The 22,903-nt window shown below is 57.6% G+C and carries 20 protein-coding genes and 1 riboswitch; of the genes, 6 read left to right on the top strand and 14 right to left on the bottom strand.

All coding sequences use genetic code 11. The features are described 5' to 3' along the window. Nucleotides 1-43: 43 nt before the first annotated feature. Nucleotides 44-1,582, bottom strand: a complete 1,539-nt coding sequence (locus tag CK911_RS08515; protein WP_253860402.1) for an arylsulfatase — start codon at nt 1,580-1,582, stop codon at nt 44-46. 805 nt (nt 1,583-2,387) lie between these two features. Here CK911_RS08515 and CK911_RS08505 point away from each other — a divergent pair. Further along, nucleotides 2,388-2,705 carry a heavy metal-binding domain-containing protein gene (locus CK911_RS08505; protein ID WP_042019164.1) on the top strand — a complete coding sequence of 106 codons (318 nt, stop codon included), beginning with the start codon at nt 2,388-2,390 and terminating at the stop codon, nt 2,703-2,705. Between the two features lie 307 nt (nt 2,706-3,012). Continuing rightward, nucleotides 3,013-3,615 (top strand): hypothetical protein, encoded by a 603-nt coding sequence (locus CK911_RS08500; protein ID WP_098969636.1) that lies wholly within the window; start codon nt 3,013-3,015, stop codon nt 3,613-3,615. Nucleotides 3,616-3,734: 119 nt separating this feature from the next. Here CK911_RS08500 and cysG read toward each other — a convergent pair whose 3' ends face one another. From cysG to CK911_RS08475, 5 genes are all read right to left on the bottom strand, one after another. After that, complete coding sequence (gene cysG / locus CK911_RS08495; protein ID WP_098969635.1) at nt 3,735-5,126, bottom strand: siroheme synthase CysG; 1,392 nt, start codon at nt 5,124-5,126, stop codon at nt 3,735-3,737. A 197-nt stretch (nt 5,127-5,323) separates the two neighbouring features. Then, on the bottom strand, nt 5,324-6,334 hold the full coding sequence (asrC, locus tag CK911_RS08490; protein WP_058056676.1) for a sulfite reductase subunit C: 1,011 nt from the start codon (nt 6,332-6,334) through the stop codon (nt 5,324-5,326). Nucleotides 6,335-6,345: 11 nt separating this feature from the next. After that, nucleotides 6,346-7,185 (bottom strand): anaerobic sulfite reductase subunit AsrB, encoded by an 840-nt coding sequence (asrB, locus tag CK911_RS08485; protein ID WP_098969634.1) that lies wholly within the window; start codon nt 7,183-7,185, stop codon nt 6,346-6,348. Nucleotide 7,186: 1 nt separating this feature from the next. Then, nucleotides 7,187-8,245 (bottom strand): anaerobic sulfite reductase subunit AsrA, encoded by a 1,059-nt coding sequence (gene asrA / locus CK911_RS08480; RefSeq protein WP_098969633.1) that lies wholly within the window; start codon nt 8,243-8,245, stop codon nt 7,187-7,189. Between the two features lie 200 nt (nt 8,246-8,445). Continuing rightward, the gene (locus CK911_RS08475; RefSeq protein ID WP_098969632.1) at nt 8,446-9,288 is read right to left on the bottom strand and encodes a patatin family protein; all 843 of its coding nucleotides are present in this window, start codon (nt 9,286-9,288) and stop codon (nt 8,446-8,448) included. Nucleotides 9,289-9,556: 268 nt separating this feature from the next. Between CK911_RS08475 and CK911_RS08470 the strand changes: the two genes are divergently transcribed. Beyond that, entirely contained in the window at nt 9,557-10,573 is a 1,017-nt protein-coding gene (locus tag CK911_RS08470) for a S66 peptidase family protein (protein ID WP_098969631.1), read from the top strand. Nucleotides 10,574-10,663: 90 nt separating this feature from the next. On the opposite strand, the gene CK911_RS08465 is transcribed toward CK911_RS08470, so the two are convergent. Further along, a complete protein-coding gene (locus CK911_RS08465) occupies nt 10,664-12,919 on the bottom strand; it encodes an LTA synthase family protein (RefSeq protein WP_098969630.1) in 2,256 nt (751 codons plus the stop codon). A 255-nt stretch (nt 12,920-13,174) separates the two neighbouring features. Between CK911_RS08465 and CK911_RS08460 the strand changes: the two genes are divergently transcribed. Beyond that, nucleotides 13,175-14,260, top strand: coding sequence for a hypothetical protein (locus CK911_RS08460; RefSeq protein ID WP_098969629.1), 1,086 nt, complete (start codon nt 13,175-13,177; stop codon nt 14,258-14,260). Nucleotides 14,261-14,405: 145 nt separating this feature from the next. Here CK911_RS08460 and lysC read toward each other — a convergent pair whose 3' ends face one another. Further along, complete coding sequence (lysC, locus tag CK911_RS08455; protein WP_098969628.1) at nt 14,406-15,758, bottom strand: lysine-sensitive aspartokinase 3; 1,353 nt, start codon at nt 15,756-15,758, stop codon at nt 14,406-14,408. A 90-nt stretch (nt 15,759-15,848) separates the two neighbouring features. After that, nucleotides 15,849-16,072, bottom strand: a riboswitch (Lysine riboswitch). 107 nt (nt 16,073-16,179) lie between these two features. Continuing rightward, the gene (gene argA / locus CK911_RS08450) at nt 16,180-17,508 is read right to left on the bottom strand and encodes an amino-acid N-acetyltransferase (protein WP_042019181.1); all 1,329 of its coding nucleotides are present in this window, start codon (nt 17,506-17,508) and stop codon (nt 16,180-16,182) included. A 271-nt stretch (nt 17,509-17,779) separates the two neighbouring features. Between argA and msrA the strand changes: the two genes are divergently transcribed. After that, nucleotides 17,780-18,412 carry a peptide-methionine (S)-S-oxide reductase MsrA gene (gene msrA / locus CK911_RS08445; RefSeq protein ID WP_098969627.1) on the top strand — a complete coding sequence of 211 codons (633 nt, stop codon included), beginning with the start codon at nt 17,780-17,782 and terminating at the stop codon, nt 18,410-18,412. A 261-nt stretch (nt 18,413-18,673) separates the two neighbouring features. Here msrA and CK911_RS08440 read toward each other — a convergent pair whose 3' ends face one another. The 3 genes from CK911_RS08440 to CK911_RS08430 are packed head-to-tail and all read right to left on the bottom strand — an operon-like array spanning nt 18,674 to nt 19,923. Then, nucleotides 18,674-19,009, bottom strand: a complete 336-nt coding sequence (locus tag CK911_RS08440; RefSeq protein WP_042019186.1) for a DUF3802 family protein — start codon at nt 19,007-19,009, stop codon at nt 18,674-18,676. A gap of 57 nt (nt 19,010-19,066) precedes the next feature. Then, entirely contained in the window at nt 19,067-19,543 is a 477-nt protein-coding gene (locus tag CK911_RS08435; RefSeq protein WP_098969626.1) for a GNAT family N-acetyltransferase, read from the bottom strand. Continuing rightward, nucleotides 19,540-19,923, bottom strand: a complete 384-nt coding sequence (locus tag CK911_RS08430) for an MmcQ/YjbR family DNA-binding protein (RefSeq protein ID WP_098969625.1) — start codon at nt 19,921-19,923, stop codon at nt 19,540-19,542. The genes CK911_RS08435 and CK911_RS08430 overlap by 4 nt, the downstream gene beginning before the upstream one ends. 106 nt (nt 19,924-20,029) lie before the next feature. On the opposite strand from CK911_RS08430, the gene CK911_RS08425 reads away from it, so the two are divergent. Then, nucleotides 20,030-20,818: an alpha/beta fold hydrolase gene (locus tag CK911_RS08425; RefSeq protein ID WP_098969624.1), complete on the top strand. Its 789-nt coding sequence runs from the start codon at nt 20,030-20,032 to the stop codon at nt 20,816-20,818. A 202-nt stretch (nt 20,819-21,020) separates the two neighbouring features. On the opposite strand, the gene CK911_RS08420 is transcribed toward CK911_RS08425, so the two are convergent. Further along, nucleotides 21,021-22,220, bottom strand: coding sequence for a HEPN domain-containing protein (locus CK911_RS08420; protein WP_157774548.1), 1,200 nt, complete (start codon nt 22,218-22,220; stop codon nt 21,021-21,023). Between the two features lie 82 nt (nt 22,221-22,302). Next, complete coding sequence (locus CK911_RS21180; protein ID WP_157774547.1) at nt 22,303-22,653, bottom strand: hypothetical protein; 351 nt, start codon at nt 22,651-22,653, stop codon at nt 22,303-22,305. Between the last annotated feature and the right edge of the window lie 250 nt (nt 22,654-22,903).

Here is a 22,903-nt window from a genome sequence, read left to right as displayed (position 1 = left end):
TGAAAACGCCCACCAGAGATTGATGGGCGTTGGAGTCACCGTCTTACTTGATGGTGGCGACTTTCTGCTTCAGTGCTTCCAGCTCGGCGAGCTTGCCCTGCAGCATCAGGCTCTGGGAGCTGATGTTGGCTGGGTTCATCTGGAAGCTCTGCTGCATCGGGTAAGCTGGCAGGGTGTCGAAGAACCCTTTCAGGATCCCCTGTACCGGTACGAACAGCCACATGTTGTCAGCCATCCAGCGCATGTACATGCCTGACTCGTGCGGTGCCTTCTCGAACGGATCGGCGCGCAGGTTGATGATTTGCGGCCAGTTCGGGATCACGCGGGTGGCATCGGAGATGTTGCCCTGCATGGTGGCGAAGTTCAGCTTGAAATCATTCCAGCGCACGGCGTTCAGCTCGCCGTTGGCAGAGAAGTAGAGCATGGAGTTGCGCGGTGCAGTCTCGGTTTTACCAGACAGGTACGGCATGAAGTTGTAGCCGTCCAGGTGTACACGCCACTCTTTGCCGTTAGCCTTGTAGCCTTTGGCCAGCTGCTCTTTCACATCCGGTACACCGGCGGCGGCCAGCAGAGTAGGCATCCAGTCCTGGTGCGCCATCATGGCGTTGACCTTGGTGCCCGGCTTGATCACGCCCGGCCAGCGAACCAGCTGAGGTACGCGAGTACCGCCTTCCCAGGTGGTGCCCTTCTCGCCGTAGAACGGAGTGGTACCGCCATCTGGCCAGCTACCGGTCTCGGCGCCGTTGTCGGTGGTATAGATAACGATGGTGTTGTTGGCGACACCCAGCTCGTCCAGCTTGTTGAGCAGGATACCTACGTGGTCATCGTGCTCCAGCATGCCATCGGCATAGATGCTGATACCGGATTTGCCCTGATACTTCTCTTGCAGGCGGGTCCAGACGTGCATACGGGTGGCGTTGTGCCAGATGAAGAAAGGCTTCTTGGCCTTGACCGCTTTCTCCATAAAGGCCAGTGAGGATTCGAGGAACTCCTCGTCAGCGTGCTCCATGCGCTTGCGGGTCATGGGGCCGGTATCTTCAATCTTGCCATCAGCAGAAGACTTGATTACGCCGCGCGGGCCGAACTTCTTCTTGAACTCCGGATCTTTCGGGTAGTAGTAAGTTTCCGGCTCTTCTTCTGCGTTCAGGTGGTAGAGGTTACCGAAGAACTCGTCAAAGCCGTGTTTGGTCGGCAGATGCTGGTCACGGTCACCCAGGTGGTTCTTGCCGAACTGACCTGTCATGTAACCCTGCTCTTTGAGCAGATCACCAATGGTGGGAGTCCATTCTGGAATACCGTGGGTAGAGCCAGGCATGCCGATAGTCAGCAAGCCGGTACGGAAAGGCTCTTCACCGGTGATAAAGGCGGCACGACCGGCGGTACAGGATTGCTGACCGTAGTGATCGGTAAAGATCGCGCCTTCATTGGCGATACGTTCCAGGTTAGGGGTCTGGTAGCCCATCATGCCCTGGTTGTAGGCGCTGATGTTCCAGTAGCCGATGTCATCACCCATGATGGCAAGAATGTTGGGTTTGGCGGCTGCTGCGGCACTACCAGCAGTGGCCATTAATGCAAGGCTCATTGCTATTTTGTTTAAATGAATGGCCATTATTGGCTCCCACTCCTAATTTGATGTGATTTAGTACACAAAAATGCTGTATGAAAGCAGATAAATAATGTGCTGTTACCGTTATTCCGAATCAGCGCAGACACCGAAACAGACACCGAAATAGCAATCTACTGTGCATATATTGTTACGGCGGTGGGCTATCCCATCGGGGAATTAAACACAATAAGCTTTCAACCGTTTTACTCTATGCAGTTCGGGGTAAGTTGTCGCCTTATAGCGAATATAACTGGTGGTTATCCGAGGGGGGCTGCAGCCGGTAAAATCGTGGCTGGTAGCGCACTGTCGGCGGATATTCATCCATCGCTGTACATTATAAAACCTGAAAACAAGTGGCCTGTTTTCTTATAAACAGACAACCATTAAATATCTTGTATTTGATAATTAAGTGAGGCTTCACGGTTGGTGTGATGCGGTGCAAAAATATTATTCCACCAGCCTTAAAAAGGCATCCATCATATCGACGCCCGCTTTTATCAGCGGGTGTTTCAGGTCGGGAAATACCTTATCGGATAAGGAAAATGGTGAGCCATCTGCGATGGCTTTCTGGCCCGTCACGAAACTCTTGAGCCGATGGTATGAGACGATGGAACTTGACCTTGACCTTGACCTTGACCTTGACCTTGACCTTGACCTTGACCAGCGGCCATATGGTCAGGGTCTCGTGGTCGCCAGAGTTTGTCGGTGGCCATGGTTGGCGGGTTGGGATTTGCCAACCGTTGCGGTAGTCTGAAAGTTCGGTTACTCACAGGAGTTCAAGATGATCCTCTCGACCACCCCCACGCTGGAAGGCAAAACCATTCGTGAATACCGCGGCATAGTGGTAGGCGAAGCCATTCTCGGCGCCAATATCTTCAAGGATCTCTTTGCCGGGATCCGCGACATCATCGGCGGCCGCTCCGGCGCCTACGAAAAAGAGCTGGCTCGTGCCCGCGAGATCGCCTTTGACGAATTGAAAGAGCGCGCCGCCGCCCTCGGTGCCACTGCGGTGGTCGGCATCGATATCGACTACGAGGTGGTGGGGCAAAACGGCAGTATGCTGATGGTCAGCATCAGCGGCACCGCCGTGGTGGTCTGATATCCTGCCGCCAGCTGTGCAGGCCAAAGCCGATAACCGGGTTATCGGCTTTTTTGATGCCCCATTGCGGGCAAAGAGGAGTGGCCGAGGCGTTGAAAAAATGCCATCAGTGACGGTAACATTATGATTTTAAGCATTTATATTTTTTCATAACTTGATGGCGCGGGTTTTATTTTTTTTAACTGGGTCCCCCTGAACAGCTGGACTAGATTAGGTGCCATCAGGACGACACCTCTCACGGATGAACCCCACGTTGCTTGAACCACTATTTTTTGGCTTGCACCACAATTTTTGAAGGCGTATCAAGATGCACAAAAAATCTGCTCCGTTGACTGTTATCACGCTGGCCATCGCCGCTTATGCCGGTAGTGCCGCCGCGGCCGTTCCCAACTTTACCGCCAGCTGCCCGATGAATATTCAGGTCAAGGCGCAAGGGGGCAATGTCTTTATCAATGGTAAAAAGGCCACCCTGAAAACCGATGCGCCGACCGCCTATAGCGCCCAGAGCGGCAAGATCATGATCGGCATTACCTCTGCATCGGCCAACAGCGAACCCAGCGTTGATTACGCCATCAAGCATGACAAGCGGGCCAACGGCATCTGTACGGTCAGCGCCTGGTCGGCGGGCAAGGATGCTGCGCTGCCGATGGCCAAGGGGGACTCTCCCTATCAGGGCAAGTGGACCGCCAAAAATAGCGAGACCGGTGCCACGGTGGCCAATATTCAGATCGATGGCAAGGAGCAGGTGTGGGTCAACGGCGTGAAGGTGAAAGCCAAGCGCACCGACGGCGCACTGCAATTTCGTCAGGGCACCATCCTCTACACCTTGCAGGGGGACCCGCGTATTCGTAATGAGAGCGACTGGAATGACAGCGATGCCCAGAATAGCGGCCCCATCACCCTGCAGTAACGGGCGCGCGGTTTAGCGCATATATTACTGATGAAAAAGCAGACACCGGTTACCCGGTGTCTGCTTTTTGGCCTCTGGGGGGCTAAGGGATTAGCTCGCCGCTTGGCGCGACTGCCGGATCAGACCCCGATGATGGTATTGGCCTCCCCATACCAGTCCAGTTTGTCGGCCAGGGTGACCACCGAGCCGATGATGATAAGACTCGGGCTCCTGACTCGCCGGGCCAGTGCCGCCAGTTGTTGCAGCTCGCCGCGCACCACCCGCTGGCTGAGCCGGGTACCTTGTTCCACCAGTGCCACCGGGGTGTGGCCGGGCATGCTGTGGGTTTGCAGCTCATCCTGAATACGGGCGGCGTGGGCCAACCCCATGTAGAACACCAGGGTCTGGTGAGGGGCGGCCAGCGCCGACCACTCCTGGGCGATGCTGCCCTCCTTGTCGTGACCGGTGATGAACTGCACCCGCTGGGCGTGATCGCGGTGGGTGAGGGGAATGCCGCTGTAGGCGGCGCAGCCCGAGGCGGCCGTGATGCCCGGCACCACCGAGAAGGGAATGCCCGCCTCGGCCAGGGTCTCCAGCTCCTCACCGCCCCGGCCAAAGATAAAGGGATCGCCCCCCTTGAGCCGTACCACCTGTTTGCCCAGCTGCGCTTGTTCCAGCAACAGCTGGTTGATCGCCTGCTGGGGTACGCAGTGGCGGCCCGCCTCCTTGCCAACAAAGATCCGCTCGGCATCCCGGCGAACAAGCGCCAACACCTCCTGCGAGACCAGCCGGTCATAGACCACCACATCCGCTTGCTGCAGCTGCTGCAGACCGCTCAGGGTAAGCAGCCCCGCATCGCCGGGCCCTGCTCCCACCAGGGTGACGCTCCCCTTGCTCTGCGGTTGCTCCTCGAGTAGCTCGGCGACGCTCTGCTCGGCAGCCTGCTGCTGGCCGCGGGCCAGTTGGCGGGCGAGGCGATCGTGGCTAAAGAGCCGCTCCCAGAAGCGGCGGCGGGCCAGCTTGTCCGGAATCAGTTTGACCCGCTCGCGCAGCTTGCCCGCCAGCGCTGCGAGTTGGCCGAGGTGTTGCGGCAGCATGGCTTCGAATTTTTCCCGCAGCTGGCGGCTTAGAACCGGCGCCGAACCTGCGCTGGAGATGGCCACCATCAGCGGCGAGCGGTCAATGATCGCGGGCATGATGGCGCTGCAGTGGGCCGGGGAGTCCACCACATTGCAGAAGATCTGGCGCAGGTTCGCCTCGTGAAAGACATGATGATTGACATCTTGTTGGTTGGTGGCGGCGATCACCAGCCACTTGCCATCGAGCAGTTCGGGATGAAAGCCGGCGGCGCAGACGGTCAGGCGACCCTGCTCGGCCCAGCTCATCAGCTGGGGTTCCAGGTGCGGGGCATTGATGGTGATCTTCGCCTTGGCATCGAGCAGCAGGCGCGCCTTGCGCACCGCCACTTCACCGCCGCCGACGATCAGGACCGGCTTGTTTTGCAACTGACAGAAGAGAGGGAGAAAGTCCATAACAGGCTCCGGATGCTGGCCCGCTCGCAATGCCGCGCCGGGCGAGATAGCAGGGCACGCTGTGACGTACCCCGGATGGTCGGGGGAAAGATCCCCCGACGGGAATAAAAAAGGGGAAGGGTGATCTACGCCCGGGCCAACGACAGATCCCCACCGGTGTCGGCCACTTGATCACGCTTCCCCAAACGAGGTTTTTCCTATTGCACCGCTTTGACGTGCATGTTGGCGACGTACTGATCTTCGGCCCAGAAGATGCGGTCAGCGACCATGGCTTCCGGGTTGAGGGTGACGCCGCGCAGCACCCGCTCCTTGAACTTGTGATAACCGGCCCGGTCGATAAGGTGACCCATGTGCAGGTAGATGGGTTTGCCATCCAGCATCTCGGCCTCGAACTCGAACAGGTTCTTGATCACCGCATGCAGCACCTCTTCGGTCACCCAGTTGAGGAACAGCTTGCCGGTACGGGGGGTCTTCTTGCTGGTGCGTCCCCCCAGCTTGACCATATAGAGCTGCTTGGGATCCCGCTGCCAGGCGAGGGTCGGGCAGGCCAGCACACACTCGCCACAGCCGATGCACTTGCTCTCCTCCTTGACCGCCTTGCCATGCTTGATGGCGAGGCAATCCACTGCGTGGTGGCTGCATGCCTTGACACAGGCGCCGCAGCCGATACAGCGCTCGGCATTGAAGTGGATTTTGGCGATGCCGAGGATACCGAAGTCGGCCATGTTGGCCTTGGCGCAGTCGTTGGGGCAGCCAGCGATCACCATCTTGAGGTGATAGGGGTTGGGGTAGAGGTGTTTCTCCATCCGCTGGGCCAGCCCGGTGCAGTCGATATTGCCCTTCTGGCAGATGGTGTTGCCCTGACAGGCGACGATGTTGCGCCCGCCGATGGTCTGGTAACCGGCTTGGGTATCCTCAACCTCGATGCCGCAGGTCTCCACCTCGATCTCCTTGATAAAGGGTTCGAGGGCGGCGTTGACCTTGTCCATGTCCTGATACTTGATTCCGGGCATCGCCAGCTTCTGGCGGGTGGTGAGGTGGATCAGGCCGTTGCCATACTGTTCGGCGATCTGCTGGGCCACCGCCAGCAGGTGGGCGGGCATGATCCCGCCGGGAATGCGTACGCTGATCATCGCTTCGCCGCGCACCTTGGAGAGGCGGTATTCGTTCTTGGCGCGGGCCTTGATGATGTCGATATCGAGACTCATGGTGTTCTCCCTCAGTCGATCAGATGCTGGGCCTGGTCAAAACGAAAGACCGGTCCATCCACGCAGATATAGGTGTCGCCCATCCGGCAGTGGCCACACTTGCCCACGGCGCAGGCCATGCGGCGTTCGTAGTCGACCCAGATGCGATCCTTGGGGATGCCTCGTTCGAGGAAGGCGAGCACCACGAAGCGGATCATGATGGGGGGGCCGACCACGATCACCTGGATATCCTCCTTGTCAGCGAGATCCAGCTGGTCGATGTAGTCGGTGACCCGGCCGATGCGAAACTGCTCGCTCTCCTTGCCCTCATCCAGGGTGACGATAAGGTTCTGCTGCTCGGCCCAGAGCGGCATCTCGTGGCGATAGAGCACCGCCTGCTCGTTCTTGAAGCCGAGGATCATGTCGAGGGATTTCACCTCTTCCGGGTGTTTACTGAAGCGGCGCAGCAGCCCCTTGACCGGGGCGACGCCGGTGCCGCCCGCCACCACGATGAGGTGCTGGTTGCGGTAGGTCTCCAGCGGATAGCCGTTGCCGTGGACGCCGCGCATCCACACCTTGTCGCCCACATCGAGGGCAAACAGCGCATCGGTCACCTTGCCGACCTTGCGGATCAACAGATCCACATAACCATCGCCATAGTCGGAGACCGAGATGGGCGCTTCGCCGACGGTGGGCAGGGAGATCTCCACAAACTGGCCGTAGTGGACATCAAAGTCGCGGGAGACCCGAAAGTTCCACTCCAGCTCGGTGTGACGCTCGATGGCCAGAATGGTGTAGGCCTTGGGCAGCAGGCGGTTTTCGACTGCTTCCTGCTGCGGTTCTGCTGTTGCGGTTTGCTGGCACTGGCACATATCAGTTCGCCCCCTGCGCGTTGTCGGCTGCGATGGTCTGTTCGACCACATCGGTCATCTTGTTGATGATGTTGCTAAAGGAGATGTAGTGAGGGCAGCGATCGTCGCAGCGGCCGCAGCCGACGCACATGTGCTCCTCCCCCTGACGGGCCTTGTAGTCGTTGACCTTGTGCAGGGCGCGATAACGCAGGCGCTCGCCATGCTTGGCGCGAAAACCGTGGCCACCGGCCATGTCGCTGAAGCCATCCACCATGCAGCTGGCCCACTGGCGACGGCGCTCGCCCTGCTTGGGGTTCTCCGCATAGGTGAGGTCGTGCACGCTGTAGCAGCTGCAGGTCGGGCAGGAGGTGGTACAGCGGCCGCAGCCGATGCAGCGGCTGTCGTACTCGGCCCAGACCGGATGAGCGGTGAGGATCTGGCGGATCCGCTGGGGGTCGTCACAGACGCTGTCCGGGGTACGCACCTTGACCGGGTTGCTCTGGACGAACTCCGGGGTGAAGTCGTCGGGCTCACCGAGTTCGGTAAAGTAGCCGAGCAGTTCGGGATCCTTCACCTCGATGCGGGCCCCCTCATCGCTCAGACGAATGGCGGCGGCGTAGTCTTGGGTCTCGTTGCTGCCCATGGAGACGCAGAAGCAGTTCTCGAAGCTCTCGCGGCACTCCAGCAGCACCAGCTTGAGCTTGCTGCGCAGCCGGGCGTAGTAGACGTCGCTGTTCTGGCCGTTGTTCAGGTAGACCTGATCCAGCCGGCGCAGGGCGTGGATATCGCAGCTGCGCAAGAACAGCAGGGTGGGTTTGGCCTCCACCTTTGATTCGCGCAGCTCCAGATTGTCGAAGTGGAACAGGGTCTGGGTGATGGGGAGTACCACCTCTTTCGGGGAGAAGTGGGACTTCTCCTGCCACACCAGATCGGCCGGATGACGGATGCTGTGGTAGGTGACGTTGTCGGTGTCGGAGAAGCGGCCGCCCCGGTATTCGGCCGCAGGCGCCATGATCTGGTAATCGGGCAGCAGCCGCTCGAACAGCTGTGCCAGCGCGGGCTGGGTGAGAAGAAACGACATAAATAAACACCTTGTATGAGGGTGAGATGCCCTGGCATAGGGATGAGGAGCGGGCCGGTCAGGGTGTCTGGCACCGGTGCTGGCCGCGCTTGCCTCGCCACGGTCTGTTTTTATGACTCATGTTGCTCAACTGACCCGATTGTTATTGTGTTGGCGGCGCGTGCGTCGCGGCAGGTCGGGTCATGCCTGTAAAACCCTTATCAATTGAGCAGGGCGGCCTGATAGCCTGCGCACTTGCCCATCACGTATCCCATCTCCAGCTTGTTGATGTCGCGGGTGAAACGGGAAACGGGGAAGTAGTCGGCCGGGGCGATCACCTCGATCTGGCAATCAGCCGGCGGATTGGCGATAAAATCGAGCGCCTCGTTGTAGCTGCGATCCCGCTGCTCCAGTGCATGGGCCAGCGCGGGGCGGGTCTTGAGCAGGGTGCGGATCATCCAGGGGAACGGCATCGGCTTGAGCCGGTAGCCAAGCGGCTCGGAGAGGATCACTGTCATATGACGGGCACCGCGGCGATAGGCCTCGATCACCGGGATGGAGTCGGCCACCCCGCCATCGGTCATCGGTACCCCGTGTACCTCCGGGTATTCGCGGGAGGCGAGGGGAATGGCGCAGCTGGCGGGCAGCACCTCGTTCATGTTCTCCGGCTTGACCCGGATGTACTCCGCCTTGCCGGTCAGGGTATTGGTCACCACCGCATAGAAGGGGATGCCGGTCTCCCGGTAGGTGTGAATGTCGAGGGGGTACTTGCGGCAGCTGGTGTTCCACAGCCAGTGGATATCCACCAGATTGCCCCCCTTGGCAAAGCGCAGGGGATCCATAAACTGCTGGCTGCACGCCAGCTCGGTCAGAATGTCGTGGCTGCGGCCATGCTGGCTGGCAAGGTAGGCCAGCAAGTTGGTGGCCCCCGCCGAGACGCCGATGGCGAAGTCAAAGGGGCGATAGTCATGCTCGATAAACGCATCCAGCACGCCGCTGGCAAATATGCCGCGCATGGCGCCGCCTTCTACAACCAATGCGCTGGGGGATGCGGTTTTGTTCATGACAGGCACCTCATTTAAGTGAGAGAGAAAAGTTAAGTCGGAGAGAAAACGCCCGGGCTGTCAGGCCGACCGTTCTGACAGCCAACCGGGGTTGGCCATCGCAATGAGGTCATTCTAAGAAGGGGATGGTGTTTAGAATATCTGTTAATAATGAATTAAGTGTTTTGTATTTCTAAACGCTAACGATAAAACTTGTTGTACTAGCAGGGGATTTGTAGGAGTCTCAATCACTCTGTAATGGCTAGATATTGGCAAGGATGAGTGTGTCATGACGTTATTGGTTCCCCCGCTGCTCCAACGTGGCGATACCATCGCTTTTTTCTCCCCCTCCAGCGCGGCAACCACCTGGGCCCCCAACCGTTTTGCCCGCGCAAAGGCCTTTCTCGAAGGGCAGGGCTTTCGGCTCAAGGCGGGTAGCCTCACCGGTCAGCAGGATCACTGGCGTTCTGGCTCCATTGCCGAGCGGGCCGAAGAGCTCAACGCCCTTATTCGCGACCCCGAAGTGCGCTGCATCATGTCGGTGATTGGCGGCAGCAACTCCAACTCCCTGCTGCCCTATCTCGATGTTGAGGCGCTACGGCGCGATCCCAAGATCATCGTCGGCTACTCCGATGTGACGGCGCTGCTGCTCGGCATCCATGCCCAAACTGGCCTGGTTACCTTTTATGGCCCGGCGCTGGTGGCCTCCTTTGGCGAGTTGCCGCCGCTGGTGGACGAGACGCTCGCCAGCTTTTTACAGATTGTGCAGGCCGACGCAGCTGGCGTGCCCTGTACGATGCCGACCCCCGCGCAATGGAGCGATGAGCGACTGGATTGGGAGAACCAGACCAGGGCCAAGCTCTGCCAGCCGAACCGACTGATCTCGGTGGGCACGGGGCGGGTAGAGGGGCGGCTGATTGGCGGCAACCTCAACACCATGGCGGGGATCTGGGGCTCCCTCTATATGCCGACCATCGAGCGCGGCGACATTCTGCTGCTGGAGGACAGCCTGAAATCTGCCGAGACGATGGAGCGATCCTTCGCCCATCTCAAGCTGTGCGGGGTGTTTGATCGCATCGGCGGCCTTATTCTCGGCAAGCACGAGCTGTTTAACGATCAGGGTAGCGGCAAGCGCCCCCTCGATATCCTGCTGGAGGTGGTGAGGGAGCCGAACTTCCCCATTCTGGCGGAGTTTGACTGCGCCCATACCCACCCCATGCTGACGTTGCCGCTGGGTATCGAGGTGGCGCTCGATCTCGATAGTCAGCAGCTCACGCTACTGCAGCCCTGGTGGCAAGGCGGGTGAGCGCGCAACTGATGTGAACAAACATGGATGTCAAAAAATGGATGTCAAAAAACAAGGCCGCTGATGCGGCCTTGTTGTTGGCGAAAGGGATCAGGGCAGGGCATCGGGCCGGAAGCTGGCACGGATCTGCGGCACCAGGCTTGAAGGGTCGAATCCCTTCTCTTCCCCCAGCACCGGATGGAGCAGGGGCTTCTCTTCGATGGGGGTGATATCCCCCGCCAGCAGTTGGCGGGTGGCCTGACCCATCTGGTAGAGCTGGCGCACCGGGGCAAACTGGGTCGCCAGATTGAGGGGATCATCGGCGCGGGCAAAGGCCATCATCGGGATCTGGTAGGTTGCATCCCGCGCCGGTTTGTCACCGTGAATGCCCTTGCTGGCGGACATCAAAAACGGCTGGTGATCGCCAAAGGCCACCACCAGATAGCGCTTGCCTGACTGGTCGAGGGTCTTGAGCAACCGCTCCAGCGAGGCCATGGCATCCACCACCCCGGTGTAGTAGGTGTTGAGTAGCTGGGTGTCGCTCTCGCTCTGGTTCGGGCAGGCGCCGCTGCGCTCCTGCCCCTGATAGCGGGGGCCATCGAAGGGGCCGTGCCCCTGCATGGTGACCGCATAGGCAAACAGCGGTTTGTCATCCTGTTCGCTGCGCTTGAGCATGTGGTCGATCAGCGCATCGTCGGAGATATAGAGTCCCTTGTGCTCAAGGGTGGTGAAGCGGGTATCGAACCAGCGCTCCTCATACCCCAGCGCCGGGATCGCCTTGGCGCGGCCCCAGAACTTCTCCACATAGGGGTGGGCAAACAGGGTCTGGTAGCCGCTCTGTCTGGCGCTCTGGGCCAGCCCCGGCACCTGCTCCGAGAGGTAGTAGTAGGGCACCACCCCCTGCTTGAGCAAGCCCACCGGCAGGCCGGTGTTCATCTCGAACTCCGCCAGCACCGTCATGCCGCCGGTGGTGGGAGAGTGGATGGTCTTGTGCCACTGCTGCACGCTGGCGGGCAGGGAGAGGGTGGGAGCAGGGGCGCAGATCCGCCCCTGCCAGTCGAGCCAGAGCGATTCGTATTGCAGCACGATCACCAGATCCCAGCGCGGCGCTATGCCTTGGGGCGGATGGCTCAGCTGGGGGGTCAGCTCGTTGATCTGCAAGGGGTAGCGAAACACGCTGCCGCTTTGCAGCATCTCGTCCACCAGATTGAACAGATAGAGGCCGGGGCCGGAGCGGATGATGTCCCTGTGGTAGTTAACCGCGCGATCCACGTAACGAATGTTGGCCCCCAGCAGCTTGTTGCCGGTCTGGGTGGCAAACACGCAGAGGGCAAAGAAGGCAACGGTGGCGGCGGCGGTGCGCAACACCCAGCGTGACAGGGCAAAGCGCCAGCAGAGAAACAGTGCCAGCAAAACGGTGAAGATGGGCAGGATGGGATGTTGATCGAGCAGGATCCGCAGCAGCGCCAGCAGGTTGCCAAAATCATCCCCGCCGAGCGGCACGCCGTAGATGGCGATCTTCATAAAGTTGGCGAGCAGACCTATGCCTGACAGCGCGGTAAAGACCAGCCCCATATAGAGATTGAACCCGGCCAGCGCGCAGAGGCTCCAGCCCAGCACCATGCTGCCCCAGGCGAGGTAGTAGTGCTCCGGCCGAAAGCCTGACCAGAGCAGAAACTCTCCCAGTTTGAACACCACAAAGCCGTGCAGCAGCACGAAAGTAAGGTTGCCCAAAAGCAGGCTGCCGATGATCCGCCAGCGCAGGCTGCGGCGCAGTTTTGGCAGCACCGTTTTGAGCACGGCGGCGCTCAGGGCCAGCACCAGGGTCAGGCTCACCACCAGATAGGTGAGGTTGAAGCCCTGCTCCGGCAGGGTTTGCAGGATCTGGCTGAAATCACCGCTCTCGGGGCGATCGTTGAGCAGCAGGCCGATGCGCAGCTGGTAACGGCTGTCCAGCGCATCGTCCGGGGCCCGCAGGGTGCTGTTGAGATCCAGGGTGCAGCGGTTGTTACGGCAAACCTGACGTTTATCCACCCCCTGACTCAGCTCGTCGATCCGTTCGCCCTTGTCGTTGAGCAGCTCTACCCGCACCTTGTCCCCCGCTTGCAGCGGCCCTCGCAACTGCCACTGGCTGCGCACCACCAGATAGAGGCCGCGGCTGTCGCTTTTATAGAGCAGGGCGTGGCGGCTGAGAGTGGCCAGCGGATTGTCGGCAGGCCCCAACACCAGCGGCTGGGCGCGGCCCAGCCAGCTGCCGGGATTGACCAGTGGCAATAGCAGGGTCAGTAGCAGCAATCCGCCTAACAGAGCGAGTACCACAGAGGGCAGACTCAGGACGCGGGGGCGGCCTGAGGAGGGACGATTCATATAAGCTCATCCTTTGAGCGAGTGGGGGAGAGATCGTTCATCCGTATAGAGTTTGACCCGATGGTGCGGGCCTTGTTCCAGCTTGTCAATTTAATGACCGTTTAATGAATATTTGGTTACTGTTCAACCCTGCAAATTGTGATCCCGATCGAGGGGTTGCACGGAATATGTGATGAAAGCGTCATCATGGGGTTTTGCCGCTGGCCTGGGAGGGGAGCGCTGTTTAGTCTCTCAATAGCGACAGGAGGTATATGTATGAATCCTAAGGTGATGGCGCGTCAGGCCAGATTGCTGCGCATGCTGGAGAGCAAGGAAGAGATCCGGATCGGACGCGAGCGCGACTGCCCGCTGCCGCTGGCTCAGCTGGTCAGACTGAAGGATACCCATCCGGCCGTGATCAAGGTCTATCGCCACGGTCTCACCGCCGAGGTGTTTCACCTCAAGGTGGAGGGGCATCACTGGTGCCTCAAGCGGCGGCGTCAGGCTTCGCTGGTGGCTAACCTCGATGGCAAAACTGCCTTCCTGACCGAGCTGGAGCGGCGGCGCGAAATTGAGGCCCTGCGCGAGCTGCACCCCACCATCCTCTCCCATGTGGTCTGTACCAGCTTTGGCTCTGCCCGCGCCGGGGTGCTGGTCTCCCCCTGGCTGCGGGGCGTGCCGGTCCATCAGCTCAACGAGCGCAATCTGGCCCAGATGCTGGAGGTGCAGGGGGAGCTTGCCCGCTGGGGCTGGTTTGACTGGGACCCGAGCCCGGGCAACCTGCTCGACGACGGCGAACAGATCAGCGTGTTCGATTTTGGCTACATGTGGACCTTCGATCCCCGCTTTGAATACAACTCCAACGGTCTGGTTGACCCGCAGTTTCATGTGCCGGAGCGGCTGGAGACCCGCACTCTGTCAGGGCTCTTGCTCGATGAGGCCGATCCCTTGCCGCAGTTTCGCTACTGGCGCGAGCTTTGTTTTCAGTGGGTCAAGCGCGAGATCCATCACCTTACCCGCGAAGGGGCCAGTAAGCCGGTGCTGGCCAGACTGCATACCTTGCAGGGAGAGTGGAGTGCCGCGCTGGCGAGCGACGAGGCGCTGGTCGCCAACTGGTGGCGGGACATGTATCGCAGTCACCGGCTCGATGTGGCGGACGATCTGAGCGGCAAGAGCTGTGGCCCGCTGACCCTGCGCCGTCTCGACTGGCTGTTGCAGGCGGTGACGGATCACTATCTGCTGCTGGTGGATAATCTATCCCCTCAGGAGACGGAGCTGGGTCAGACCGGGCTGCGCGCCCGCTTGCAGCAGCTGCGCCGCGAAGCCGTGGCTTGCCAGCGGCCTGCCACGTCTCTCGCTTGAGTCGCACGGTTCAATACACGGGTCAATAACGGATCTGGCTAAAAACCGGGTCTGCCAATAAACAGGGCGCCTTTTGCTGGTTTAGCAAAAGGTGCCCTGTTGTATGCCGCTCTGCGACCCTTATCTGGTCAGCTTGCTCAAGTGGTTAGTCCAGCAACTCCTGATGGAGGCGGTTGACGATATTGCCCGCCTCGCCCTCCTTGACCAGGAAGCAGAGGTTATGGGCGCTGGCGCCGTAGCAGATCATTCGGATGTTGTGCTCGCGCAGGGCGTCAAAGACCTGACTGCCCACCCCGTTCACTTCGCTCATCCGGTTGCCAATCAGCGCCACCAGTGCCAGACCGGTTTCCACCTCCACCTTGCAGAGTTGCCCCAGCTCGGCCAGCACCTTGTCGCTCAGGATCGGCTCGCCGTTGCTCTGGCTGCCGGTGTGATCCAGGGTCAGCGACACGCTCACTTCCGACGTGGTGATGAGATCCACCGAGATGCGGTGACGGGCCAGAATGCCGAACACTTCCGCCAGAAAGCCGTAGGCGTGGAACATGTTGAGGCTGTGCAGGGTCACCAGCACCTGCTGGCGGCGCAGGGCAACGGCGCGAAACAGCGGGCTTGAATCTGTGCTGGCGCGGATCCAGGTACCACCGGCGGCAGGGTCCTTGGCGGAGCCGACAAACACCGGAATATTCTGGCGCACCGCCGGTTGCAGGGTGGCGGGGTGCAGCACCTTGGCACCGAAGGTGGCCATCTCGGCTGCTTCGACAAAGCTGATTTCGGGAATGGGGCGGGCACGGGCGACCAGGCGCGGATCTGTGGTGTAGATGCCGGGCACATCGGTCCAGATCTCGATACTGGCGGCATCGAGCGCTTCGGCGAGCAGGGCCGCACTGTAGTCAGAGCCGCCGCGACCCAGCGTGGTGGTGCGGCCATCGCCATCGGCACCGATAAAGCCCTGGGTGATGATCAGGCTGTCGCCAAGCTGCGGGCCCAGCGTCTGCAGGCAGAGGGTACGGGTGGTGGCCAGATCGACGGTGGCCTTGCCAAAGCGGCTGTCGGTGCGCATCAGCTGGCGCACATCCTGCCAGTGGGCTTTGACGCCGCGCTGGCGCAGCAGCTCGGTAAAGAGGCGGGTAGACATCAGCTCGCCGCAGGCGATGAGGCGATCCGCCAGCTCCGCATCGGTATGTTGATGCGCTTGCTGGGCCATGAGGCGAATTTCGTCCAGCTGGCCATGAATGAGGGCGCTCACATCGCCGGGGTTGCCGAGATCGGCCAGAATGGCCTGCTGGATCCCGGCCAGTTTGGCCAGCTGCTCGTCGCGGCCCGCTTCATCCAGCTCCCCTTGTGCCAGGGCGACCAGCAGGTTGGTGACACCGGCGCTGGCGCTCAGTACCACCACCCGGGTAGCGGGATTGGCCAGCACGATATCGGCGCAGTGATTCATGGCCGCGGCGTTGGCGACACTGGTTCCGCCAAACTTGGCGACATTGATCGGGCTCATTGCTTACTCCTGTCTTAATTTAAGATTCCGGTTCCATCGGGCAAAAAAGAGAGGAGGAGGCTGAAAATGGCAGGAATGAACGAAGCTATCCCGGCCAGAAGCACTCCACCTGCAGAGCCCATCCCGTACCGCCCCTGACAGGGCGCGGTGGGGGATGATCACTACCGATGACAACCCGGGGGATTCAGCCCCCGCAGCCGACGTTGAGGTCACCAGTCTCCTCATTCGTCTCGGCGCTGCTCCCCCTGACCCAAGTTCACCGGACGCTGGCGTCCTCCCTTGGGCTGCCTGGGCAGCGCTCCTCTTCTGGCTCCACCATGGCGGTGGAGTGCATTTAGAAATACCCTGCGTTGGATTGCACTGTCAATCGAGTTTGTGAAAAAGTTCAAATTGTCAGCTAACTCAACACAGAATCAACGGCTTAGACAATGGTCTTTGACAAAACCTTGGAGCGGCGCTGCCAATTGTAGAGACGCTGGCGCGCCACCGGCAGATCTTCCACTTCCAGCGGATCGAAGCCCCGCTCCCGGAACCAGTGAATGGAGCGGGTGGTGAGCACGAACAGGCGACGAATGCCGAGCCGCTTGGCCCGCTCGGCCACCTTGGCCACCAGCTGATCCCCCCGGTTGGAGTTGCGATAGTCGGGGTGGATGGCGACGCAGGCCATCTCCGCCATCGCCTCTTCCATAAAGCAGTAGAGCGCCGCGCAGCCGATGATCAGGCCATCGCGATCTATGATGGTGAACTTGTCGATCTCCATCTCCAGTTGTTCGCGGGAGCGGCGCACCAGAATGCCTTCCTCCTCCAGTGGGCGAATGAGATCCAGAATACCGCCGATATCCTCGATGGTGGCGGCGCGGGCCTGTTCGGCACTTTCCCGCACGATCTGGGTGCCGAGGCCGTCGCGGCTGAACAGCTCCTGCAGCATGGCGCCGTCATCCTGATAACTCACCAGATGGGAGCGGGGCACGCCGCCGCGGCAGGAGGCGATCGCCGCGCGCAAATAACGGGCGGTGCCGGACATCTCTTCGCCAGCCTGCTCCAGCTCCACCAGCAGCTCTTCGGCCTGCTCGGGGAAGAGCTCGGAGATGGCTTCGCCGCGTCTATCCATTACCCCTTGGGTGCTACTAAAGCAGATGAGCTTGTCCGCCTTGAGATCCACCGCCACCCGGCGAGCCACCTCTTCCGAGCTGAGGTTGAAGCTCTCGCCAGTGACCGAGCAGCCGATGGGGGAGATCAGCACCAGACTCTTCTGATCGAGCTGGCGGGTGATCCCCTCCACGTCGATGCGGCGCACCCGGCCGCTATGGCAAAAGTCGATGCCATCATCCACCCCCAGCGGCTGGGCGGTGACGAAGTTGCCGCTCACCACGCTGATCCGCGCCCCCTGCATTGGGGTGTTGGCCAGCCCCATGGAGAGCTGGGCTGTGATGTCGTATTGCAGGCCGCCACACACCTGTTTGATGATGGCGAAGCTATCACCATCGGTAACGCGAGTGCGTCTGTGGTACTGGGCCTCGATGCCCGCATGGGCCAGCGCCTCGTCATTTTGCGGCCGTGAACCAAACACCAGTACCAGACGTATGCCCAGTGTCTGCAGCAGGGCGATATCGCTGACGATATTGGCAAAATTGGGGTGGCTGATGGCTTCTCCCCCCATCATCAGCACAAACGTAGCACCCCGATGCACATTGACATAGGGGGTGGATTGCCGAAAGGCATTGACCAGACTGGGTTCGCGTTCACGCACTTGATATTTCTTCCATAAAAAAACAGCGATTGGCTCAATATATGAAAATTAATTCACAAATCAAGACTAAATATTGATTTTGGCTGTTTCTGGTCTACTTGGGGCGGCCGAGCCGTGCGGATCGGGAAAAGGGGGTAGGGAGGTGCAGATGGCACTATGGGGCGAGCGGGGAGGGGGCCCGCCGGTTGATCCGCCGCGATAAACTGCTATCTTCGATGCTCCTTTTCGTCAGCTGTGTGATTTCACAGGGTTTTATACAAGGACAGGATTCATGGAACAGATTATTTCACCGGCAGATGCCCTGCCGGGACGACGCGAAGCGATGGTGATTGGTCAGCAACATGCGGTGAACGGCAACCCGACCCAGGGCCCCTGGCCACAAGGGATGGCGGTGGCCTGGTTTGGCATGGGTTGCTTCTGGGGTGTGGAGCGCCTGTTCTGGCAGCAACCGGGTGTCTATTCCACCGCGGCCGGTTATCAGGGGGGCGTCACCCAGAATCCCAGCTACAAAGAGGTGTGCAGCGGGCTGACCGGCCATGCCGAGACGGTGCAGGTGGTGTTTGACCCGGCTGTTATCAGCTACGGCGATCTACTGAGACTGTTTTGGGAGCAGCACGATCCGGCGCAGGGAATGCGGCAGGGTGGCGATGTGGGCACCCAGTACCGCTCGGTGGTCTTCTTCGATGACGAGAGCCAGCAGATCATTGCCCAGCAGAGCATGGCGGCTTATCAGCAGGCGATGATGGCGAGCGGCGACAGTCGTGCCATTACCACCCGCATTCTGCCGCTGGCGCCCTTCTATTACGCCGAGGATTACCATCAGCAATATCTGGCGAAGAACCCGGACGGATACTGCGGATTGGGTGGCATTGGCGTCTGTTTGCCGCCAAGTCTGAACCGCTGAACGGGTTTGTAGGGATTTTCTTAAAAAAGTGAAAATAAATGCTGTCTGGCGGGAACTTATTGCTATTAGGCGGGACTAACTAGGTAGCGTCCAGGGATCGGATGCAAAGTCCAGACACATTTCTTGCCTTGATAACCACCCAATGAATGAACGCATGGGGGGATTGAAAGTGATAGCAAGCAGGGCTGCCCACCAAGGCGGCCCTTTTCATATCTGCGTGTTTTGAAAACCTTGCGTTGGACGGGAGAACCGGGCGGCAGATCAGGCGATCGCGCTGTCGAAAAGGTTCTTGATAAGGTCAATAAACTCGATGAGGAAGGCTTTTTGTTCCGGGGTCGGGGCGCGCAGCCAGACGGCAGAGAGCACCTCTTCCAGATCGGCGACCACGGCGTCGGCCTCCTGCATGATGGCAAAACGCACCTTGGGATCGATCTGCGGGTTTTGCTCGCAAATAGCCATCAGGTTGCTGGCAACACGGCCACTGACCAGATCTTCGATGGTCTCTTCACCGTTGCTCTGCTGTTGGGATTCAAACAATCCCAGACTCTCCACCAGATACTCGATCAGCGAGATATAGCCTTCACTTTCTACCACCATGGTTGCTGCCTCAATACAGTAACAATACGAAAATTAAGCGTATTTTAGTGACTTGACCTAGCTTGGCAAGCAGCAGTGCAGGCGATGGCGCGTAAAACTGACTCCGCCCCGCTCCACGCACTCCAGTCCGGTCAACACAAAGCCATGTCGTAAAAATAGCTCATAACTGAAGGCGCTGGCCTCGGTGGTGATGCGCTGCAGGCCCTGAGCCCGGGCGCCCGCCAGCGCCGTGGTGAGCAGCAGATTGCCCAACCCTTGCCGCTGATGGTCGGCGCCCACATAGAGCAAGCTGAGGTGGCCATCGGGGCTCAGGGTGACAAAACCGAGGGGCACATTTCCAAGCTCCGCCACCCAGCCGTGATGCTCGCGCAGCTGGCTGACAAAGCCGGGATGGTGCGCGCCGAGGGCCCACTGCTCCACCTGTTCGGCGCTGTAGTGCTCGGGGCCGCTGCCACGCACCGCCTGCTCGAACAGAGTAACGAGGGCGGGGATATGTGGCTCGCTGAGTGGGACAATACGCAGTGCTGGGGTCATGGGGCTTTGTCGTCAGTAGGTTGGAGGGGTTGCGGCGCCTGCGGCCGTTTGGCTTTGGGCAGACCCGCGATAACCCGTTCATAGGAGTGGTGCACCCAGCCTTGCCACAGATCGTCCGGCAGTGCATCGGTTAAGGTCACCGTGTTCCAGTGCTGCTTGTTCATATGCCAGCCTGGTTTGACCTCGGGGTGGATCTCGCGCAGCAGCAGGGCCAGTTCGGGCTCACATTTGAGGTTGATGGTGAGCGGATCGGCCTGCCAATCCACCAGCGCGAACATCTTTCCCGCGATGCGGTAGACCAGGATCTCCGGGCCAAACGGGGTATCTTCCTGCGTGCCAGGCAGGGTGAGCAGAAAGGCCCTCAAACTCGTCAACTCCATCCTCACGCTCCTTGCCGGTTACCATGTAAACGTATTTTTTTGCTGAAATTATCTGCTAAGATGCGCGCCTACTATACCCCAATGCCGTCGATGAGGGAGTCGCAAGATGCTGTATCACAAGACCTTTGAGCTTGGCCCCGAACGGGATTGGGTCGTGTTTGTCCACGGCGCCGGTGGCAGCTCCTCCATCTGGTTCAAGCAGCTGCGCGCCTATCGCGAGCACTTCAATGTGCTGCTGCTGGACTTGCGTGGCCACGGCCAGTCTCACCAGCTGCAACAGGTGGTCAAGGGCCACTACAGCTTTCGGGAAGTGACCGAAGATATCGTTCGGCTGCTCGATCATCTCGATATCCGCCGCGCCCACTTTGTCGGCATCTCCCTTGGCACCATCCTTATTCGCCATCTGGCCGAGCTCTGCCCGGAGCGGGTGAAAAGCATGGTACTGGGGGGCGCCATTTTGCGGCTCGATATCCGCTCGCGGGTGCTGGTGCAACTGGGCCGACTCGGCCAGCACTTCCTGCCCTATATGTGGCTCTACCGGCTGTTTGCCTTCATCATAATGCCGCGCCAGCACCATCAGGAGTCGCGCAACCTCTTTGTGCGCGAGGCTCGCAAGCTGTGCCAGAAGGAGTTCAAACGCTGGTTCCGCCTCGCCACCGAGGTTAACCCGCTGATGCGTTACTTCCGCGAACGCTCCCTGCCCATTCCCACCCTCTATGTGATGGGCGAGGAAGATCATATGTTTCTGGCGCCAGTGCGCGAGCAGGTGGCCCGCGACCCCTACAGCCAGCTCGAGATCATCGAAAACTGCGGCCATGTTTGCAATGTGGAGCAGCCGGAGCACTTTAACCGGCAGTCGTTGGCGTTTATATGCAGCCAAACGGTCGTGGCATAGGTGGTTGAGTTGAGTGAGGCGAAGCAAAACAGTGGATTACCTCGTTGTTACAGAGTTCGATATCGCCCATCCGGCAAAAAAAGATAACTGACTCGAGAATTATCTTGGGGCTGGCATGGTTCAATCGTTCAATAAATGACCGTCTGAATACACTCCGCATTCAAACCTACGGCCCTAAGTAGGGTATGGGTACAGCCACTAGCTACACACCTAATCTATCAACCAAAAAATCAATGATTCTGTCGATATCTCTTGAAAAGACCATTATTTCAGAATTTGTGAAGTATTGATCAGTCTCATGAACCATTATATTTCTAACCTTATTTAGCGTTTTAATTTCTTGGTACATCATAGAGTCAATTAAGCCATTTTTTATTAAAGCCTCTTGGTTCTTGTATAGCATGGCTTTTTCTCTCTTAGATAATTCAGGTGGTAGTATTTTTTCCTTTACTAAGAGTTCAGTTATTAATGATTCAAGCATTTTCCACTTTTGGATAAAACTACCAAATACAACACTAGAATTGCTAGCTGCTATTTCAGCAAGGTCTTCTCTTTCATCGTCACTAATAGATATTTTATCCAATGATTGGATCGCGGTTAGGAGCTTAGATTTTACTTCATTTACAGTTTTTTCTGTTTGCTCATAATCCGACTTAGTAAACGTGTTATTGTGAGCGATCTTACATCTGAGTTTATATAGTTTCTCCCACCTGGTTTTCAAATAAGAATCCTCGCAATCAACATTGGATCGAAAGTAGCGCTCCCAATTTGATCTTGGAATGAAATCATAAATTTCACTCACACGAAAATTCTCTGTCTCGATTTCAGATATTTTTTTGATCAAAGCAGCTATGTCGAGTGTTCTATATTCATCGAACAGGAAATTAGATAGTTGAATGAAATCCGTTTCGTAAAGGTAGTTAATATTTGTATCTATATTTTCTGTGCGTGATGTTCTTTTTAGTTCTTCTGGCACAGTCTCTTTAGTCCAACCCAGACCAACTGTGGTAAGCATGAATTTTGTTATTAGCTTCCGCATTAAATTTTCAATTTCATAAATCATTGGATAACTGCGAGATGAATAGTAAAAGCTAATATCATCCCATAGAGTTGTAATACTATTTTTACTATTCATATGTAGCAGTTTTTTTATCGATCTGCAAAAGTCAGAAAAATCAGATATATATTTTTCATCACAAGCTAATTTTATATGAAAGAACTTGTGGTTTTTATCGGTGTTTTCACCTTCCTGAAGTTCATAATCTACTGTTATATCTCGAAATTTAAATGTTTTTCCACTAATATTTATCTCAGAATCAGATTGTAGGAAGTTCTTAAATGAGTGAGAGTTTCTACAAAATGAAATCTCTGAGTCAATTATCACTAAAAGTTCTACTTTCAAGTCATTATCTCTAGTATGGAATCAATGGAGTGTTTCTATAATCAGCTCAGAAGGTGCTAATTTTATAACACGGCCGTGCAAATTATCGCCAAGTTCGAGTTTCTTCAGGATGTAGTTTTACAAAGTTATCGGCATATATATTTAGTGCTTCCAATGCTTTATGTAAATTAATGTTTTTATGGTCGGCGAGATATATTGCACCACAATTTCCCCACGGCTCATCCAATTCAATATAATCCACATGTAAATCGTTAAAGTCTTCACCATATATTGCGTGGCTTTTATCTTTATCTTGGTAGTTATTTAATATATCTAAATATTCACGAACATTGTGGGAAACGAAAAAATGAAAACTATCTAGGTGACAATTAGCGGCATATCCGTTGCGTTCAATTTCATGTTTTATTATTTCGATCTCGTTCTGAGTTGGCACCTGATGTATCCCTTTTAAATAATTTAGTAAAAAATAGCTGAAATACGTAACGAATAGAAAGTAAATCAACTGGCTAACCTCGGTTACTTTTAGATCTGTGAGGATTGTATTGAGAAAGGTATCAAACGCAGACCATTTTTGGCTAGGAAGACGACAGAGAACGCTCAGTTTTTGATGTGTTTTTTGACAGTGATCTGATTTTTTGGTGAATGAGGAAGCAACCTAAGGTGCATAAATGGAAAAAAATATG

It is taken from the genome of Aeromonas sp. CU5 (assembly GCF_002586745.1).
GTDB lineage: Bacteria > Pseudomonadota > Gammaproteobacteria > Enterobacterales > Aeromonadaceae > Aeromonas > Aeromonas sobria.
Note: the sequence above shows the minus strand (reverse complement) of the source record. Positions and strands in the feature narration are given on the sequence as shown.

What these genes read in the sequence shown, in the direction of transcription:
- asrB (WP_098969634.1), bottom strand. Translation starts at nt 7,185, where the DNA reads ATGTGCCAGTGCCAGCAAACCGCAACAGCAGAACCGCAGCAGGAAGCA.
- CK911_RS08430 (WP_098969625.1), bottom strand. Translation starts at nt 19,923, where the DNA reads ATGGAGTTGACGAGTTTGAGGGCCTTTCTGCTCACCCTGCCTGGCACG.
- CK911_RS08465 (WP_098969630.1), bottom strand. Translation starts at nt 12,919, where the DNA reads ATGAATCGTCCCTCCTCAGGCCGCCCCCGCGTCCTGAGTCTGCCCTCT.
- CK911_RS08515 (WP_253860402.1), bottom strand. Translation starts at nt 1,582, where the DNA reads ATGAGCCTTGCATTAATGGCCACTGCTGGTAGTGCCGCAGCAGCCGCC.
- cysG (WP_098969635.1), bottom strand. Translation starts at nt 5,126, where the DNA reads ATGGACTTTCTCCCTCTCTTCTGTCAGTTGCAAAACAAGCCGGTCCTG.
- CK911_RS08505 (WP_042019164.1), top strand. Translation starts at nt 2,388, where the DNA reads ATGATCCTCTCGACCACCCCCACGCTGGAAGGCAAAACCATTCGTGAA.
- CK911_RS08500 (WP_098969636.1), top strand. Translation starts at nt 3,013, where the DNA reads ATGCACAAAAAATCTGCTCCGTTGACTGTTATCACGCTGGCCATCGCC.
- msrA (WP_098969627.1), top strand. Translation starts at nt 17,780, where the DNA reads ATGGAACAGATTATTTCACCGGCAGATGCCCTGCCGGGACGACGCGAA.
- CK911_RS08470 (WP_098969631.1), top strand. Translation starts at nt 9,557, where the DNA reads ATGACGTTATTGGTTCCCCCGCTGCTCCAACGTGGCGATACCATCGCT.
- CK911_RS08440 (WP_042019186.1), bottom strand. Translation starts at nt 19,009, where the DNA reads ATGGTGGTAGAAAGTGAAGGCTATATCTCGCTGATCGAGTATCTGGTG.
- CK911_RS08425 (WP_098969624.1), top strand. Translation starts at nt 20,030, where the DNA reads ATGCTGTATCACAAGACCTTTGAGCTTGGCCCCGAACGGGATTGGGTC.
- asrC (WP_058056676.1), bottom strand. Translation starts at nt 6,334, where the DNA reads ATGAGTCTCGATATCGACATCATCAAGGCCCGCGCCAAGAACGAATAC.
- CK911_RS08475 (WP_098969632.1), bottom strand. Translation starts at nt 9,288, where the DNA reads ATGAACAAAACCGCATCCCCCAGCGCATTGGTTGTAGAAGGCGGCGCC.
- asrA (WP_098969633.1), bottom strand. Translation starts at nt 8,245, where the DNA reads ATGTCGTTTCTTCTCACCCAGCCCGCGCTGGCACAGCTGTTCGAGCGG.
- CK911_RS08435 (WP_098969626.1), bottom strand. Translation starts at nt 19,543, where the DNA reads ATGACCCCAGCACTGCGTATTGTCCCACTCAGCGAGCCACATATCCCC.
- lysC (WP_098969628.1), bottom strand. Translation starts at nt 15,758, where the DNA reads ATGAGCCCGATCAATGTCGCCAAGTTTGGCGGAACCAGTGTCGCCAAC.
- CK911_RS08460 (WP_098969629.1), top strand. Translation starts at nt 13,175, where the DNA reads ATGAATCCTAAGGTGATGGCGCGTCAGGCCAGATTGCTGCGCATGCTG.